Source organism: Streptomyces sp. PTL18 (genome assembly GCF_059510295.1).
This window is the reverse complement of the sequence record NZ_JCAJZO010000028.1, coordinates 1-16594: the sequence shown is the minus strand read 5'-3', so window position 1 is coordinate 16594 and position 16594 is coordinate 1. Positions and strand designations below refer to the sequence as shown.

Genomic DNA, 16594 nt, shown 5'->3' with positions numbered 1-16594 from the left:
CGACCTCCTGTACTGAACGGCACTTTCGTGACTTCCCTGTTCCGCACCCTCGTACGGCCATCCGTTTCCGCCAGCCCGGCGCCGGCCTGGGAGATCCCCACCCTGCCCGGCGGGGAGCCGGGCCGTGAGGCGTACGCCCTGCTGGGCTCGGCCTGGCGCAGCTCTGCCCCCCGGCTCGTCGACACCGGGCGCGGCTTCGACGTCGTTCGGGCACCCCAGTTGTACGCCTCCGCGGCCCTGGACCAACTGCGCGAGCACGGCGCCCGCCGCGGTGCCGTGGCCGCCGAAGGCGACTGCTGGACCTTCTTCGTCCCGCCTGGCTCCAACAGCCGCCCCTGGCCCTCGTACGCCGCCTACGTCAGCGGTCCCGCTGTGTGGGTACCGCCTCGAAGCGCACGCAGTGATGATCTCCACTTGCGGTGGATCACCCGCGAGCCAGCCGGACACCTGCTGACCGATCCGCAGTGCCTGTCGGCCCTGTTGACCGATCCGCAGTCGGTTTCGGCCCTGCTCACCGAGGAGTGGTGACCTTGGACGCCGTTAGTGAACTCCTCGACGAAGAGACCCGCTTCCTCAGCCCGAAACGAGCCGGTCAGGCCCACCGCGTATACCGGGGCCTGCGAGAGGCGATCACCGCTGGCACCATCCCGCCGGGAACGCTCCTCGACTCCTCCAGAGACCTTGAGCTCGGCTACAAGGTGGACCGTCACGTCGTGGCCGCGGCCCTGCGCGGTCTCGCCCGCGAGGGCCTGGTCCACCTTCACCACCTGGGCGCACGTGTTGTCGACGTTCCAATACAGGCGGCCCTCAAGCAGACACCCGAATTCGTTGAACGTGCGATGCGCCAGCGCCTCGCGGACGGCGTTTATAAGCCCGGGACATTCCTCCCCCGCACCTCGACGATCGCGCGAGAGTTCGGTCTTGCCACACCCGCGTTCCGCAGCGCCATCCAGCCGCTGGTCCACGTGGGATACCTCGTCGGCTCAGTGCATCCCAGGGGAACGCGGGTCACACACGACGTCGCCGAAGTCCAGCCCGAGGAACTGCTCACGCAGGCGGACAGTACGCCGCGCCCGGTTCTGGACACCGAGCGGCACGCCGCGTTCGGTGAGAGCAAGACCCTCAGTGACTGGAGCGGGGACCACCGCTGCGCGGTCGCCTACGGCGTGCTGCGCAGAAGGCTCGTCGAGAGTGGATGGGATGTCCAGAGAGCTCTCACAACGCCACTGCTCCTGTGACGCACTACCGGACGACTCCTCGCCCATCCCCGCAGCGCGCCCCTTCGCTGCTCAAGCCCGCGGGCGTCTGCCCGCCCATGCCTCACGTCAACAGGCAGGCCGCCGATGATCCGACCCTCTGGAGGACCCCCGTTGTATAGCGAGATCGACACCTCAATCCCGAGCTCGGCACGCATCTGGAACTACTGGATGGGAGGCAAGGACAACTACGAAGTCGACCGGGTTGCCGGCGACGAATACAGCAGAGTCGCCCCGCAGGTCGTGACGATGGCCTGCCAGTCCCGGCAGTACCTGATCCGCGCGGTGAGCTACGTCGCCGGCGAGCTCGGCATCCGTCAGTTCCTGGACATCGGCACCGGCCTGCCGACGTACGACAACACCCATGAGGTGGCCCAGCGGATCGCCCCCGACGCCAAGGTCGTGTACGTCGACAACGACCCGCTCGTCCTCGTCCACGCCAGGGCGCTGCTCTACAGCCAAACTCCCCAGGGCGTCACCGACTACGTCGACGCCGACTTGCACTACCCGGAGAAGATCCTCGAGGCGGCCGCCCAGACCCTCGACTTCACTCAGCCCGTCGCTCTGATGCTGATGGGCATCCTCGGCCACATCCAAGACCACGGCGAAGCGGTGTCGATCGTCCGCCGATTGCAGGACTCCCTGCGCCCCGGCAGTTACTTCGTGCACTACGACGGCATCGACACCAGCCCCCAGCTCAAGGAAGCCCAGCAGGGATACGACAACACCGGTGCCCTCCCATACGTACTGCGCAGCCCTGAGCAGATCACGGCTTTCTACACAGGACTCGACGTGCTGGAACCAGGCGTCGTCTCCTGCCCGCTGTGGCGGCCCGAGCCCGGCGTCCCCGCTCTGCCGACAGACGTTTACGGCGGTGTTGCCCGTAAGCCGTGACGCGCGCCGTTCCAGCTGATCGCCCAACGGCTGGAATCGACGGTGAACGCCGAGGGCGGATTCGACGCCCCACCGGCGTGGACTGATCGACCTCAACCCTGCAGGCCAACACGGCTGGCTCCAAAAGGAGCTGCCCGGCCTGACCTTTTCCGCCGGGATCGCGAACCTGCTGGTTCGACCTTTCGCTCGCCCTTGACCACCGGAGTAGATATGACCGACCGTCCCACGCCGCCGCCTCATCCTGAGACCCCGCTGCCGAAGATCAAGCGCCGCAGGCGCCTAACCGGCGAAGAGGCTGCCACGTTCAGCAAACAGGTCGTTGACGCGTACGCCCGCATGTCCATCCGCGCCATCTGTGCGGAGACCGGACGGTCCTACGGTGCCATCTACAGAGTGCTCCACGGCGCCGGTGTAACCTTCCGCCCCCGCGGGTACCAGCACCCGCCCGCCGCGGGAAAACCCCATGGTGAGAAATGAGAACGCCGGGGCCGTACAGCTGACCGGCGTCGTCCAGGCCGGACAGATCCACAGCGGCATCCATCACCATGCCGTGCCGCAAGATCTGCCACTGCCGCGGCAACTGCTCCGTGTCCCATCGCTCTTCACCGGCCGCGAGGACGTCGCGGGCAACCTGAGCTCGGCGTGCCGCAGCGGCACCACCCTGGCGGTGATCAGCGGTCTCCCGGGTGTGGGCAAGACGGCTCTGGCCACACGCTGGCTTGCCGACGCCGCCGCCGAGGGCGAGGCGCAACTGCGCGCCGACCTTGGCAGCCCCGCCGGGCCGGTGGCGCCGGAGGTCGTGCTGCAGCAGTGGCTGCGCGCTCGGACTCGACAAAACGCCGCCCAGTCTGACGGAGCTGACCGGGCTATGGCGCTCGGTCACGGCCCGCCGTGCGGTCGTGATCCTGCTCGACAAGGCAGCAGACGCTGGCCAGGTCCGGCCACTGTCGCCCGCCGGCGTTACGAGCATGACCGTCGTGACGAGCCACCGCCTCTTGTGGGACCTGGCCGCCGACGGGGCCGCGCTCCTTCCCCTCGGACCGCTCACCCCGCAGGCGGCAATCGAGTTGCTGGCCCGCTTCGCAGGCGAGGGGCGGATGTCAGCGGACCCCGAGGCCGCTGCCCTCCTTGCCGAAGGGTGCGCGCACCTGCCCTGCCGCTGGTCCTGGCCGGCGCCCGCTTTAAGTCCCGGCCCGCGCTCAGCCTTTCAGCGGTCGCCGACTCCCTAATTCACCCCGATCGTGAGGACCCCGCACGGATGGCCATCACCACTGGACTGAACCAGAGTTACGACAACTTGGAGGCGAACGCCCAGTACCTCTACCGCTCGCTGGGCCTGTTACCGGTTGACCTCGTCGACCCCGACATGGTGGCCACGGTCTGCCACCTGGAGTGGGGCGAAGCCGACTGGCTGCTGGAGGTCCTCGCCGACGAACAGTTGCTGGAGCCGGACAAGTCCGCTCCGGACCAGCCGGTTCGCTACCGCGTGGGCTCGGCCGTACGGGAACACATGCGTGCCCGCGCAGCCCAGCACGACAGCGCGGACGACCAGGAGGACGTGGTGCGGCGACTGTGCGAATGGATGCTCGCGCTCGCCACCCAGGCGCAGCAGCGGCTCACCCCCGCCCAGGGCACCCTCCGCCGCAGGCTGCCCCCTCCTGCCGACACCCCGGCCGTCTTCGACGACGATCCGGGGGCCATCGCCTGGCTGGAGGCACATGAGCATGATCTCGTGGGCGTACTGCAGGCAGCGGTGGCCGCCGGACTGGACGAGGTTGCCTGGCAACTCGTCGACGCTTTCTGGCCGTGGTTCCTGCGCCGACACCCGTACGCGTTGTGGGTGAAGGCGCACGAGATCGGACTCGCCGCGGCCCGCCGCGCCGGCAACGCGGCCGCCGTGCGGCAGATGCTGCTCTCAGGCGCGATCGGCCTGACCTCGGCCGGACGCCTGACGGACGCTATCGGCTGGTACACCCAGGCCCTGGACGCCGCCCGGGCAGACGGTGACGTACGAGACGAGGGCCAGGCGCTGCTCGGCCTGGGAACGTGCCACCACAACTCCGGCCGCCCGCAGGAGGCTCGTCCGCTACTGAGCCAGGCCATCACACTGTGGGAGGCGTGCGGCTACCCCCGTGGGGTCGCGCTGGCCACGATCGTCCTCGGCGAGATCACCCTCGCGGAGGATCCCGGCCGGGCGGTGGATCTGTTCGCCCGGGCGCGGACCATGCTGTTGGCGGCCGAGGACCCCTACGACGCCACCCGCGCGCTCGTCCTTCAGGGCCACGCCCATGTACTCGCCGGAGACGCCAGCGATGGTGTCTGCGAGCTGGAGAGCGCCCTGGCGGCGCTCACCGACGCCGGGAGCACGCTGTGGCGGGGCCAGGCCTTGGAGTATCTCGGCCAGGCGCACTCTGGCCGGGGCGAGACTGCTGCCGCGCGCGAGTGTTACCAGCAGGCCGCGGACCTGTACGGGTCGATCCGGCCGGCGGACGCCGAGCGGGTACGGGCCTTGGCGGGTGACCTGTGACGGAGGCCCGCCCGGCGGCCGGTGACGGCCCTGCGGCCTCGATGAGGTCGTCGCCTCCGCTCGGCGCGAGTACCTACAACACGATCACGAACGGCTCCTTCTACGGACCCACCGTGCAGGCCGGGACCATTCACGGCGGCGTCCACGTCCACGAGGCAGTCCTGGACCCGCTGATTCCGCGCCAGTTGCTCCCGGTCCCCGCCGCCTTCACTGACCGGGAAGAGGACCTCGACGCCTTGACCAGCCAGATCGGGGAGGTTCCTGACTACGCCGTCCGCATCGTGGTGATCAACGGGCCCGGTGGAGTCGGGAAGACCACTCTGGGCAACCGTCTGCTGCACATGCTGGCCGCTGAGTACGCCGGCGGCCAGCTCTACGCCGACCTACGCGGCTACTCCCCCGAGGGGCCGTCAAGCACCGGCGAGATCCTCTCCCGGTTTCTGCGCTCCCTGCACCCTGGAGCGCAGCCCACCTCTACGGAAGAACTGGCCGCCTGGTGGCGGTCGGCAACTGCCCGGCCGGGGCGGCCTGTGAGCATCTTGCTCGACAACGCCCGCAGAGCCGCCCAGGTGCAGTCCCTCCTACCCGGCGGGAGCGGCCACCTCATCGTCGTGACCAGCCGCAGCCCGCTGGCTGAACTGGCCCCCAACGGCGCCCTACTGCATCGGCTGGGCCCCTTCGACCATGCCGCCGCGCAGCAGTACCTCACCCGCTGCCTCGGTGACCAGCGCGTAGCCCGTGAACCTGGTGCCGTGGCGCAGATCACCCGCCTCGCTGCCGGCTCCCCTATGGCGATCGCGCTGACCGTAACCCACCTCGCCGCCGACCCGGACCGGCCTCTCGCCGAGCTCGCGTCCGGTGCTCCAGCAAGTTCTCCGCATCCCCCGCTCACTCACCAGGAGGCGGCCGTGACCCACGCCCTGGATCGTTCGTATTGGTCGCTTCCGCGTAGCACCCCTGCGCCAGCCGTCTACCGCCGCATGGGGTCGTTGTTCGCCCTCGACTTCGACGTGCCGCTGACAGCCGCCGTCTGCAACCTGACGCGCTCGGAAGCCGAAGCCGCCCTCGATCAGCTGCACGAGCTGAATCTCATCGAGCTTCGGGGCGAGGTCTCTTCCCGCGGACGCGTCTACCGGTTCCACGACAGCGCCCGGGTCCATGCCCGCGCGCGGGCCACACGGGAGGCCACCTTCGGGGAACCGGAGGAGCTCCTGCAACGGGCCTTGGACTTCTACCTGGCGACCGCGAGCACGGCCGAGCGGATCCTGACACCCACCCACCGCCCCTTGCGCCGGGACTACGTCTACCCGCCTGCCGAACCGATCGAGTTCCCGGATGATGCAACCGCCCTGACCTGGCTGTACGCCCAACGGGACAACGTGCTGCACGCACTGCGTGCCGCAGTCGCCGCCGGCCTGGACAGACCCACCTGGCAGCTGACCCACGCCATCTGGCCGCTGCTCCGCTCGTCCCACGACCACGAGCTGTGGTCCGAGAGCCACGAGCGCGGTCTTCAGGCCGCGCGCCGCTGCGAGGACCGTGAGGCCGAAGTCGAAATGCTCAACACCTGGGGCGTCGGACTGCGCGGCGCCGGGAAATTCGAGGACGCCGCCCGGACGTTCACAGCCGTCCTGCAGACTGCCCGCGAGGAGCAGGACCGCCGTGCCGAGTCCCAGGCGCTCCACGAACTCGGGGCAGTGAACCTGCACGGCGGAGATCCGGCCGAGGCAGAAGCCTTCCTCCTTCAGGCTCGCCAGCAGCGCACCGAGCTGGCCCGCACCAGCGAGTCCGAACCCGACCGGCTCACCTACACGCGGGCCGTGGCGATCACCAACATCTGCCTCGGTCAGGCCCAACTCGAACTCGGCCGTGGGGCCGCCGCGATCGAGACACTGACCGCCGCCCGTTCGACCCTGCTCGAGGTCGAGGACTGGTTTGATGCCGCGCGGGCGCTGGCGTGGCTCGCTCGGGCCTGCGCCGCCGCAGACGATCCCGGGAAGGGTGAGGAGTACGGCCGCATCGCCGTCGCCGAGTGCGACGTATCCGGTTCGGCACGCTGGAGGGCCCATAGCCGGGAACTCCTGGGCCACACCCTGCGAGACAGCGGCCGACCTGACCTGGCCAGAAGCCTCTACGAAGAGGCGATCACGATCTACTCCGCAGTTAGCCGCCGCGATGAGAGTCGTGTCCGTCAGGCCCTGCAGGACCTCTCATGATCTCCCGCGCTTGGCGACGGCCAACTCCTCGTGGACACTGTGACATACAGGCCCGGCTGGACTGCCTGCCAGCGCGGGGCAACCGTTCCTTTCGGGCCTACTGGGCAGGTGAGGCGACGAGCCTGGCGGGCTCGTCGCTCCATGCCGTTGCCCTGCCCGTTGTCGCCGTGCTGCAACTGCACGCCACACCAGGCCAGGTGTCCCTCCTTGCCGCCGCCGTGATGACACCGGCGTTCGTTCTCGCGCTACCCGCCGGCTGGGTGGGTGACCGGTATGCGAAGAAGCCCTTGATGGTCGGAACCGACCTCGCGGCCGCCGCGGTCGTCGCGGCCGTGCCGGTGTGCTGGACCGTCGGGGCGCTTGCCATGCCGGTCCTCTACGTCGTCGCGCTGCTGCTGGGCGCGCTGACCGTGCTGCACCAGGCCGCGTCGATCGCCATCGTGCCCGAACTCGTCAATCGCGAGCAGCTGCAGACCGCCAACGCCCGGACAATCGCGGCGTTCTCGGCCGCCGACACTGCGGGCGCCTATGGCGGCACCCTCGTCGTCACGCTGGCCGGAGCCGCCCGCGCCTTGTGGCTGGACTGCTTCTCCTACCTCGCCAGTGCTTGGTGCGCGTCACGGATCCGCTCCGCCGTGCAGCGGACGGCCGAAGCGCGGCCCGCGCGCATGGTCTCCGGAATCTGCGAAGGCATCGGCTACGTAATGCGGCACCCGCTCCAGCGGCCCCTGGTCCTGACGCTCACTTTCCACGCCTACGCCGAGGGGATCGTGACCACGTACTTCGCCTACACACTGCTGACCACGCTCGACTCCGGCGCCCCCGGACTGGGACTGGTAATGGGGATGAGCGGCGTGGGCGGCCTGGCGGGCGCGATCGCAACCCCGCGCCTCGTCCGGCGGATCGGGCCCGGCCGTGTCCTCTTGGCCGGCCTGTTTGGATACGCAGTGTGCGGCATACCGCTCCTGCTCGCCCGGCCAGGGTGGATGTGGCTGGCCGTCCTGGCAGCAGCCGGGGCGGTGAGGATGGCGGGGGCCGCTGCTGCCGGGTCGACGCAGCGGTCGATCCGTCAGCAGTTGTGCCCGCCGCACTTACAGTCCCGTGCGCAGCAGACGTCCGTCTGGCTGGTCTCCGGCCTCCGGCCCTTCGCGGCCCTGACCGCGGGCGGCATCGCCGCCTTCGTCGGAGTGTGGGCCACGCTGCTGACCGGCACGGTCCTCTACCTGGTCCCCGTCTTGATGCTGTGGTTCTCCCCGATCCGTGATCTCGCCGCGATGCCCGGTGCCCCCGCTCGCCCGCCCCTCTCCCCTCAGCACAGGCACCTCAAGGACAACTCCCGTGCCTGATGATCTGGCCCCGGCCATCCGCCGCCAGCGCCTCGATGCCGACGCTGCGCTGACCGACCCGCGCTTGCGCGACGCCCTGCTCCGTGTCCTCAGGGAGGTGCCTCTGCACCATGCCTGCGTCCCGATTAGCAGGCCCGGCGTCAAACCGATCGTGGCGCCTTCTCCACGCCACCCACCCCGACGACCGGGTGGAGTGACTCAATCCGGTCCACAGCGGCAAGTCCGTGCTGCTGCAGCGCAACGAGGAATCAATGGACGCCCTGGAGCGTGTGCCGCTCAGGAGAGGGCCCATGACGTCGATGGCGACGTGCGCCTCATTCACCGTCGAGGCGTTGCAGACCGCAACCTCGACCGGCTTGGCGTCGGCTTGACGATCGTGGCTGATGACGCGATGACCTTCCCCGTCATGCCGGCCGAGGAGTTCACCGCCCCGAAGACTGTGCCGCCAGCATTTGAAGGAGCCTGCCGATGACTGTTGCGATCGCGGAAGCTGGCGTGCCCGTCACCGACCCAGTGGCTGTTCTGGCTCAATTCGACTTCCTGCCAGTCGGCCCATACCCCGGCAGAGCACGGGATCCGTGGCGTGTGCAGTGCGGGACGTGCTATCGCATCCGCAGTGTTCGCCTGACCGATGTCGTCAACAACAACCCTGGCGGGCGTTGCGCCCACAACAACCGTGGTGTGCCGCTCCCAGAAGCCATCGCCATCGCTGACATGCGCCTGCATATCGGCGAGCCCCAGGAACCCTACCCAGGTGTGTCATACCGGTGGCGCACCCGGTGCACTTCGTGTGGAGAGGTGGTGCACCCCACGCTGCTGAGGGCTCGGCGTCTCAAGAGCAATCCGAAGGCCCCGTGCAGGCACCGACGAAGCCTTCCCGCAAACCGGGTCGCTGCGGTCCCTCGTATGCACGCCAGCGTAGAGCCGATCGTGTTCGGCTCCTCCGCAGCCCCCACGGAGGCCAGCGAGAGGAGGAGGACCAGCGTGCTCTTGACGCCGCTCCCGAACCAGCTTCCCGATCAGCGGGGTCGGCGGCGTGGGCAAGAGCAGGCCGGTCCAGCTGGCGGGCGGAACCACATCCTTCAGCCCACTCGACGCCGACCGGACCGTGTCAGCCACCAATTTCCCGCCCTCCCAGACCTTCCCACACGAATGGAAGAGAAGTCACCTGCGCTATGAGCGAGATTTCCCGCCCGTTCCTTCCGGCCCCTCACTGCGTGCCCCGCATCGCTGGGGACCGCATTGCTATGTCTGATCCGCGGGTCGCCGCCGTCCGGGTCGCCGATTGTGGAGAGCCACTGGTGTCCCTACGCGACGACGGGCGGTTCCTGATCGACGAGCGTAAGGCCAACACCACTGACACTTTTGCGATGATTCGCTCAGGATTGGTGGACCACCTATGGATGGCTGAGAAGTATTTGCGCGAGCGCGGCCGTAGGCTGCGCGTCGTCGAGTGCTACCGGCTACCGACTCAGCAGAGCCTCTACTTCCAGGAGGAGATGTCGCGACTGGCCACCGACCATCCGAATATGACTTCAAGCCAACTCATCGGGCTGGCTGGCCGGTACGTGTCCCCACCATGGATCGCCCCGCACAGCTGCGGCGGCGCAATCGATGTCGCCCTCGCATCCCTGAACGGAACCGAGTTGGACATCGGCTATCGGATCGACGCCACCCCCAAAAGACCCGACGACATGTCATTCCTGGATACACATGCTCTTCCTAAGCGCGTTCGCGATAACAGAATGCTTCTGCTTGCGGCGATGGCCCACGGCGGTTGGGTACCCCATTGGTACGAGAGCTGGCACTTCGAGATCGGCACGAGATTCGCAGCACTGATGACCGACTTGGACAGGTCCGTGTACGGGGTGATAACCGATCCACATGCGGAGTCTCTCCGGCTATCCCACTGAAGGTCAGAGGCATCCATGTCAGGTCACGACCCCGCAGCCCCTGCCTCCCAAGGGAGCTTGCGGCCGGGGGCCACACGAAGCCAGCCGATACTACATCGGTGCAAACTTACGGTTGCCAAGTGACGCCAGACCGCATCCTGCCGGCGACCATCAAAGTGCGCCTCGCAGCCACTGATCGTGTTCAGCTGCGAGTAGTTCCACGTCAATGGGGTCTTGACGCAGTGATTCAACCCATGCCGCGACGAGGCCGCCGAAAGCATCGATGTTATCGGGACTCATCTTTTCGTCCACGGTGAATAGCGCAATCAACTCGGCAGCGACTGAGTTTCGGTGAGAGCACTGGGCGCATAACAGGGCCTCGCGAATGCCTGGGACATCATCCCCGATTTGATTCTTCCAGGAGTGTTTATAACGGACGAGCAGCAGTCCAGGAGTGCCGCAGGCCAGACAGTCTGGCACCTCGGCGATCTTGACCAATACCTCGTCATGACTGATGAGGGCGGGAGTCGTCGCCGTCCGATTTACGTCGGTCACGCCACACCTTGCCAGGCATCCGGTCCGAATGCGCCCTTGATATCGGAGGCCAGCGAGGAAGCGTCGACTTGTGCTGCCAAGGCGTAGACGGTCGTCTTCTGCGGTCCGCGCACACTCAGGTGCACGGGGCTATCCCCAGGGTGAGCATGCAGGATGCGCTTCAAGTCCGCGACTGCCTGGTCGGAAACACGATGAAGAGGCAGCGCTAGGCGTACCGGGGGTTTGCCGCCGTGTTCGGCGCTAGATACGTCCAAGACTGAGAGCTCCCTGCCGAAGATGTTCAGGGTCCCGTCACGGTCCTCGATCTTTCCCTTGACTGAAATGACGTTGTCTTCAGTCAAGGCGTGAGCTACGAGTTGGTAGACCGCGGGGAAGAAGAGCACTTCGATGGACCCCGTGGGGTCTGCGAGGTTAGCGATGGCCCAGTTGTTTCCCTGCTTGGTCATCTTCCGCTGGACACCGGTGATCAGGCCGGCGAGCTGAACGTCTCCTTGGTTTCGCCCGGAGGCCAAGAGTTCAGCGATTGTGGTGTCCCTGGCGCCAGAGAGGATGTGTTCGGCGCCGTCCAGGGGATGCGCCGACACGTACAGGCCGAGCATGTCCCGCTCGGTAGCGAGAAGTTGCCGGCGGGGCCATTCCTGTTCGTCGACAGGGAAGTCGAGCCCGAACCCGGCCCCAGCGTCTTCGGCCGCACTGTCTCCCAGCCCGGCGAACAAATCGTCCTGCCCGTAGGAGGCCGCTTTCTTGACGGGCACGACGGCGTCGATCGCGTCCTCGTGGATCGCGCACAGACCGCGCCTGGAGTGACCGAGGGAGTCGAAGGCGCCGGCTTTGATCAGCGATTCGACGGCCCGCTTGTTCAGGGCAGGCAGGTCGCACTTGTCGAGCAGGTCCGCGAACGAGGAGAACTTCCCCTTGGAACGGCGTGCAGCGACGATGGCCTCGATCACCGCATCGCCGACGTTGCGAACGGCCCTCATGCCGAATCGCACGTCGTCGCCGACGGCGGTGAACTCTGCGGTCGACTCGTTGACGTCCGGCTGTAGAACGCGGACGCCGTTCGCGCGTGCATCGGCCAGGTAGACGGCTGCTTTGTCCTTGTCGTCTCCGACCGAAGTCAGTAGCGCGGCCATGTACTCGGCGGGGTAGTTGGCCTTGAGGTACGCCGTCCAATAGGAGACCAAGCCGTAGCCTGCGGTGTGGGACTTGTTGAATGCATAGCCGGAGAACGGCAGCATGACGTCCCAGATGGCTTTAATCGCCTCTTCTGAGTAGCCATTGCTTTTCATGCCGCCCGCGAACTTGTCCCACTCGGCGGCCAGGACCTCAGGTTTCTTCTTACCCATGGCCCGGCGAAGCATGTCGGCCCCGCCCAGGGTGTAGCCGGCGAGTTGCCGGGCAATGGCCATGATCTGCTCTTGGTAGACGAGTAGGTGGTGGGTAGAGCCCAGGATCGGATCGAGAGCGTCCTTCAGGTCCGGGTGGATTGGAGCGGGTTCCTGCTTGCCACTCTGCCGAAGTGCGTAGTTGGTGTGGGCATTGGCGGCCATCGGGCCGGGCCGGTAGAGCGCGAGCGCTACGGCGATGTCCTCGAATCGGGTGGGCTGCATCAGCTTCAGCAGGGCGCGCATGCCGCCGCCGTCGAGTTGGAAGACGCCGAATGTGTTGCCGTCGGACAGGAGCTGGTAGGTCTTGGTGTCGTCCAAGGGAATGACGACTGTCTCTGGGTCGCCGTCCATCGGATCCACTGTCGCCAGCTTGACCCCTCGGTTTTCCCGGATGTTCTGGATCGCCTGATCGATGACACCGAGGTTCCGCAGCCCCAGGAAGTCCATCTTGACCAGCCCCATGTTTTCGCAACTGGGGTAGTCGAACCCTGTGATCTTCACGCCATCCGAGGCGCGCATATGCAGGGGGATGCGATCCGTCAGGCGGGTCTTGGAGAGGATCACCGCGGCGGCGTGCACGCCAGTGCCGCGCATCAGGCCTTCGACACCCTTTGCGGTGTCCATGACCCTCTTCACATCAGGTTCGTTCTCGTACAGCGCCCGGATCTCGCCGGCCTCGCCGTACCGTGGGTGCTCGGGGTCCCAGATGCCCGACAGGGTGATGGTCTTGCCCTGCTGGTCCGGGGGCAGAGCCTTCACGATCCGCTCGCCATGGGAGAACGGGTAGCCGAGGATGCGGGAGGAATCCTTGATCGCGTTCTTCGCCTTGATCCGGCCGAAGGTGTTGACCATGGCGGTGTACGCGTCACCGTACTTTTCGGTGACGTACCGGACCATCCGGTCGCGCTGGCGGTCGTCGAAGTCGAGGTCGACGTCCGGCGGGTTGATGCGCTCAGGGTTGAGGAACCGCTCGAACAGGAGGCCGTGTTCGAGGGGGCACAGTTCGGTGATTCGAGTGGCGTAGGCGACGATGGATCCGGTTGCGGATCCACGGCCTGGCCCAACAGGAATTCCGTTGTCGCGCGCGTACTTGCAGATGTCTGCGACGACGAGGAAGTACGAAGAGAAGCCCATCGGACCGATGATCTTCATCTCGGTCTCGAAGCGATCCATTACGTGGTCGGGGATTGGGTCTCCATAGCGCATGGCGAGCCCTTTGAGCACGTCCTTGCGCAGATACTCCTCCTGCGTCATCCCCTCGGGGACGTCAGGAAACTGCGGCATTTCATCGACGTTGTCGAATACGTCGTCGTATGAGCCGATGCGCTCAGCGATCAGCAAGGTGTTATCGCAGGCTTCCGGCAGTTCCGAGAACAGCTCGCGCATCTCGGCCGCGGTCTTGAGGTAGTAGCCGGTTCCTTGGAATTTGAATCGGTTGGGGTCGTCCTTGTTTTTACCCACTCCAATGCAGAGGAGGTTATCGTGCGCCTCCGCGTCGGTCGGATGGACGTAGTGTGCGTCATTGGTCGCCAGCAAGGGAATGTTCAATTCCTTTGCAAGGCGAAGCAATCCGTCTCGCACCTCGCGTTCGATGGACAGGCCATGGTCCATCAACTCGAGAAAATAGTTGTCCTTGCCGAAGATATCCTGGTATGCACCAGCGGTCTCGCGCGCTTCCTCGTACTGCCCCAGACGCAGGCGCGTCTGGATGGCGCCCGACGGGCAGCCAGTGGTGGCGATGATCCCTTGGGGGTGCTCGCTGATCAGCTCCATGTCCATGCGCGGCTTGCCGGCAGGGAACTGGCCGGTGTAGGAGGCCTCAGTGGAGAGGTAGAAGAGGTTTCGAAGACCCTGGACGTTTTCTGCCCACATGGTCATGTGAGTGAATCGGCCACCGCCTGAGACGTCCTTTGAACCCTCGCCGTCATCGCTCATCGCACGCCGGCCACCAGGTCCCCAAAATTCCTGCTTCTTATGCCTCCGAGACGAAGGGGCAACGTATGCCTCAATGCCAATAATTGGCTTTACATCGCCAAATGCCTTAGCTACTGACTGGAATTCGTAAGCCCCGAACATGTTGCCGTGATCGCTCATGGCGATTGCCGGCATCCCTTGGCGCGCCACTTCCTCGAACATGGGCTTCATTCGCTGCGCTCCGTCGAGCATCGAGTACTCGGTGTGATTGTGCAGGTGAACGAAGCTGCTACTCACGGTGCGGTGGCTCCCTTGCGCATTGACTGGCCCGAGCAAGGGTCCCAAGCCTAGCGGGATTTGGCGATGCGTCAGGACGCGACACACACATCCACAGGCCCCGCAGTCACCACATCTGCCGATGTGGTGATCACGCAAATTCGGGTAAAGCCGCTCCAGCCTGGGAGGATGCTGGCGCCACCGTCCCATCGGTGGCCCGGCGGCCGAATGGATGCCCTGTCGCCACGACTCGCATTGCGCCTTAATTCCGATTTGCTAGACAATGGGAAGATCTGAGCGTTTGGTCGCAGTCCCACGTCTAGGAAGGCAACCGTGCCCCGTTCCACCGCCGACCCATCCGCGCCGCCGACGCCACGATGGGACCTGCCGCACCATGCAGGCGCCGTCCGTCTCCTACGGCTGGCCGTGGCGCAGAGCAACGTCCCGGAGGACCCAGCCAACCCTGCGCTTCTTCGGGCGAGCGGGGCGCAGATTCGCTCGTTGATGCGTGAGGCCGCCGCAGCTGGGGTCAGGCTTGTCCAGTTCCCCGAGGGAGCGATCGTCTACCCCGACCCGGATGCCATGCCGACTGGTGACCTTGGGAGGGTGAACTGGGCGGGGGCAGCCTGGGATGTCATTGGCGAAGAGGAAGAGTCGATCCGGTTGTTGGCCGGCGAGCTCGGCGTGTGGGTGGCGTTCGGCACCATCCGTCCTCTGCCCGCAGCCGCGGCCCCACGGAACTCCTTGTTGGTCGTGTCTGACCGGGGAGAGATTGTTGCCAGGTACGACAAACGGATTCTCTCCCACACCGAGGCCACCCGCCTGTACTCCCCCGGCAGCGAGCCGGTGGTGTTCGATGTCGACGGGCTGAGGATTGGCTGCGCGCTGTGTATCGAGGCGAACTTTCCCGAGCTGTTTGACCAGTACGAGGCGCTTGATGTGGATGTGGTCCTGCTGTCGGTGATGGTGGACGACGCCGCTCGCGCCGTCGTCGCCCAGGCGTACGGAACGCTCTTCAACTACTGGATCGGCTACTCGGTGCCCGCGCAGTTCGGCCGCACAGCTCCCGCTGGGATCATCGGTCCGGGAGGCCGGTGGCTTGCCCGTTGCCCGGCAGCGGATCGTCCAGGCCTGGCCGTCATAGACCTTGATCTGGACGCCTCAGACCAGGACATCACTGTCGGCCTGCGGCTGGCCCGGCCTTGGCGGCGGCTGGCACGCGCGCAGAGCCGCGGGGCCGGCCTGTTCGACTGAGTTCCTGCTTCTGTGCCCGCTAGGAGAACCGAGAGACACACGCCGTACAGGATGGGCGGCACACAGGTGCTGTTGCGCCGAGGCTCACGACCGTGGACAGTCTCGAGATGACAACTGTGAACGGGCCCGTCAGCAACGCAGACCGCGGTCCCGGCCGCGATGAAGAGGACGGACAGAGGCTCGACGTCGGATCCATTCGCTCCGCTGGACGAGAGGAGGCCCCTCTGTCTCCACTGTCAATCGCCACCATGACCGCAGGCCAGCCTCGTGTGATGGATAGCAAGCCGCTAGGTTCGGCATGCCGCGATCATGCACACGGGCATGGGAAGGTGCACGTGACCGGCGACGCTGACTGCGCGCACGCTCTCCACTAATTTTTCGCGCGCACGCTCCCTGTCCTTTTCTGGAATCCTCTCCAGTTGTGTTCTTCTGCCGTGTGACATGCGCCAGTCCCAGAATTTCGAGACCGGCACTGCGATCGGGAAGAACGTATTCAACACTTGAACTTTCACGTAGTCGTGACGCATAGCGGCGACTAGGGCTGAGCTGTCGATTCCCGGCATGTGCGCTCGTTCCTGTGCAGATGCGCCCATGAACTCCATGAGGGCCGCGTCTGCGGTGCGGTCGACGATGTCCAGGTCGTCAGGTGCTGCCGCGGGGGTGCAGATGGCGATGCGTCCTCCGGGGCGAAGCATGTGGGTGAGCCGCCGGAGGGTGCGTTGTGGCTCTGGAAGGAATTGAAGGACGAGGCCGGCGAGAAGGACGTCGAAGGTTCCTGTCCTTGTGGGAAGAGCGTCTGCGTCGGCAACCACCGCGAATGCGTGGGTGAGTCCGCGGGCAGCAAGTGCCTGGTTCGCTTGGCTGACCATCGCTGATGACTTGTCGATACCGACGGCTCGTCCGCGGGGGGTAACGGCCGCGGCTGCGGGCAGGAGCGAGGCGCCGCGGCCGCAGCCGACGTCGAGAAGGTCCTCGCCCGGCTGTGGCAGGGCCAGCTGCACCAGGGCTTGCCCCGCTTGTTCGAAGAACTGCCCGCCGATGCGCCCGTAACTGGCGGCGGCTCGGTCGAAGACAGT

At 66.3% G+C, this 16594-nt stretch carries 12 protein-coding genes; 9 read left to right on the top strand and 3 right to left on the bottom strand.

From position 1 onward, the window contains the following. Positions 1-27 precede the first annotated feature (27 nt). The 8 genes from AC5WS8_RS33240 to AC5WS8_RS33205 all read left to right on the top strand — a co-directional run bounded on the left by AC5WS8_RS33240 (position 28) and on the right by AC5WS8_RS33205 (position 10152). Positions 28-528: a hypothetical protein gene (locus AC5WS8_RS33240; protein WP_496107231.1), complete on the top strand. Its 501-nt coding sequence runs from the start codon at positions 28-30 to the stop codon at positions 526-528. Next, positions 525-1238, top strand: a complete 714-nt coding sequence (locus AC5WS8_RS33235; protein ID WP_496107230.1) for a GntR family transcriptional regulator — start codon at positions 525-527, stop codon at positions 1236-1238. Before AC5WS8_RS33240 ends, AC5WS8_RS33235 begins: the two co-directional genes overlap by 4 nt. Before the next feature lie 105 nt (positions 1239-1343). Next, positions 1344-2150 (top strand): SAM-dependent methyltransferase, encoded by an 807-nt coding sequence (locus AC5WS8_RS33230; protein WP_496107229.1) that lies wholly within the window; start codon positions 1344-1346, stop codon positions 2148-2150. Positions 2151-2360: 210 nt separating this feature from the next. Further along, on the top strand, positions 2361-2627 hold the full coding sequence (locus AC5WS8_RS33225) for a helix-turn-helix domain-containing protein (protein WP_496107228.1): 267 nt from the start codon (positions 2361-2363) through the stop codon (positions 2625-2627). Positions 2628-3408: 781 nt separating this feature from the next. After that, complete coding sequence (locus AC5WS8_RS33220) at positions 3409-4677, top strand: tetratricopeptide repeat protein (RefSeq protein WP_496107227.1); 1269 nt, start codon at positions 3409-3411, stop codon at positions 4675-4677. After that, positions 4674-6893, top strand: coding sequence for a tetratricopeptide repeat protein (locus AC5WS8_RS33215; RefSeq protein ID WP_496107226.1), 2220 nt, complete (start codon positions 4674-4676; stop codon positions 6891-6893). Before AC5WS8_RS33220 ends, AC5WS8_RS33215 begins: the two co-directional genes overlap by 4 nt. Further along, on the top strand, positions 6890-8239 hold the full coding sequence (locus AC5WS8_RS33210) for an MFS transporter (protein ID WP_496107225.1): 1350 nt from the start codon (positions 6890-6892) through the stop codon (positions 8237-8239). The genes AC5WS8_RS33215 and AC5WS8_RS33210 overlap by 4 nt, the downstream gene beginning before the upstream one ends. A 1175-nt stretch (positions 8240-9414) precedes the next feature. Then, entirely contained in the window at positions 9415-10152 is a 738-nt protein-coding gene (locus AC5WS8_RS33205) for a M15 family metallopeptidase (RefSeq protein ID WP_496107224.1), read from the top strand. 150 nt (positions 10153-10302) lie between these two features. Here AC5WS8_RS33205 and AC5WS8_RS33200 read toward each other — a convergent pair whose 3' ends face one another. Next, complete coding sequence (locus tag AC5WS8_RS33200) at positions 10303-10686, bottom strand: DUF6300 family protein (protein WP_496107223.1); 384 nt, start codon at positions 10684-10686, stop codon at positions 10303-10305. Then, a complete protein-coding gene (dnaE, locus tag AC5WS8_RS33195; RefSeq protein WP_496107222.1) occupies positions 10683-14285 on the bottom strand; it encodes a DNA polymerase III subunit alpha in 3603 nt (1200 codons plus the stop codon). Before dnaE ends, AC5WS8_RS33200 begins: the two co-directional genes overlap by 4 nt. A gap of 405 nt (positions 14286-14690) precedes the next feature. Here dnaE and AC5WS8_RS33190 point away from each other — a divergent pair, with 405 nt between their 5' ends. After that, positions 14691-15518 (top strand): carbon-nitrogen hydrolase family protein, encoded by an 828-nt coding sequence (locus tag AC5WS8_RS33190; RefSeq protein ID WP_496107221.1) that lies wholly within the window; start codon positions 14691-14693, stop codon positions 15516-15518. 287 nt (positions 15519-15805) lie between these two features. Here the strand turns inward: AC5WS8_RS33190 and AC5WS8_RS33185 are convergent. Then, positions 15806-16594, bottom strand: a 789-nt coding sequence (locus AC5WS8_RS33185) for a class I SAM-dependent methyltransferase (RefSeq protein WP_496107220.1), incomplete at its 5' end; no start/stop codon positions are given.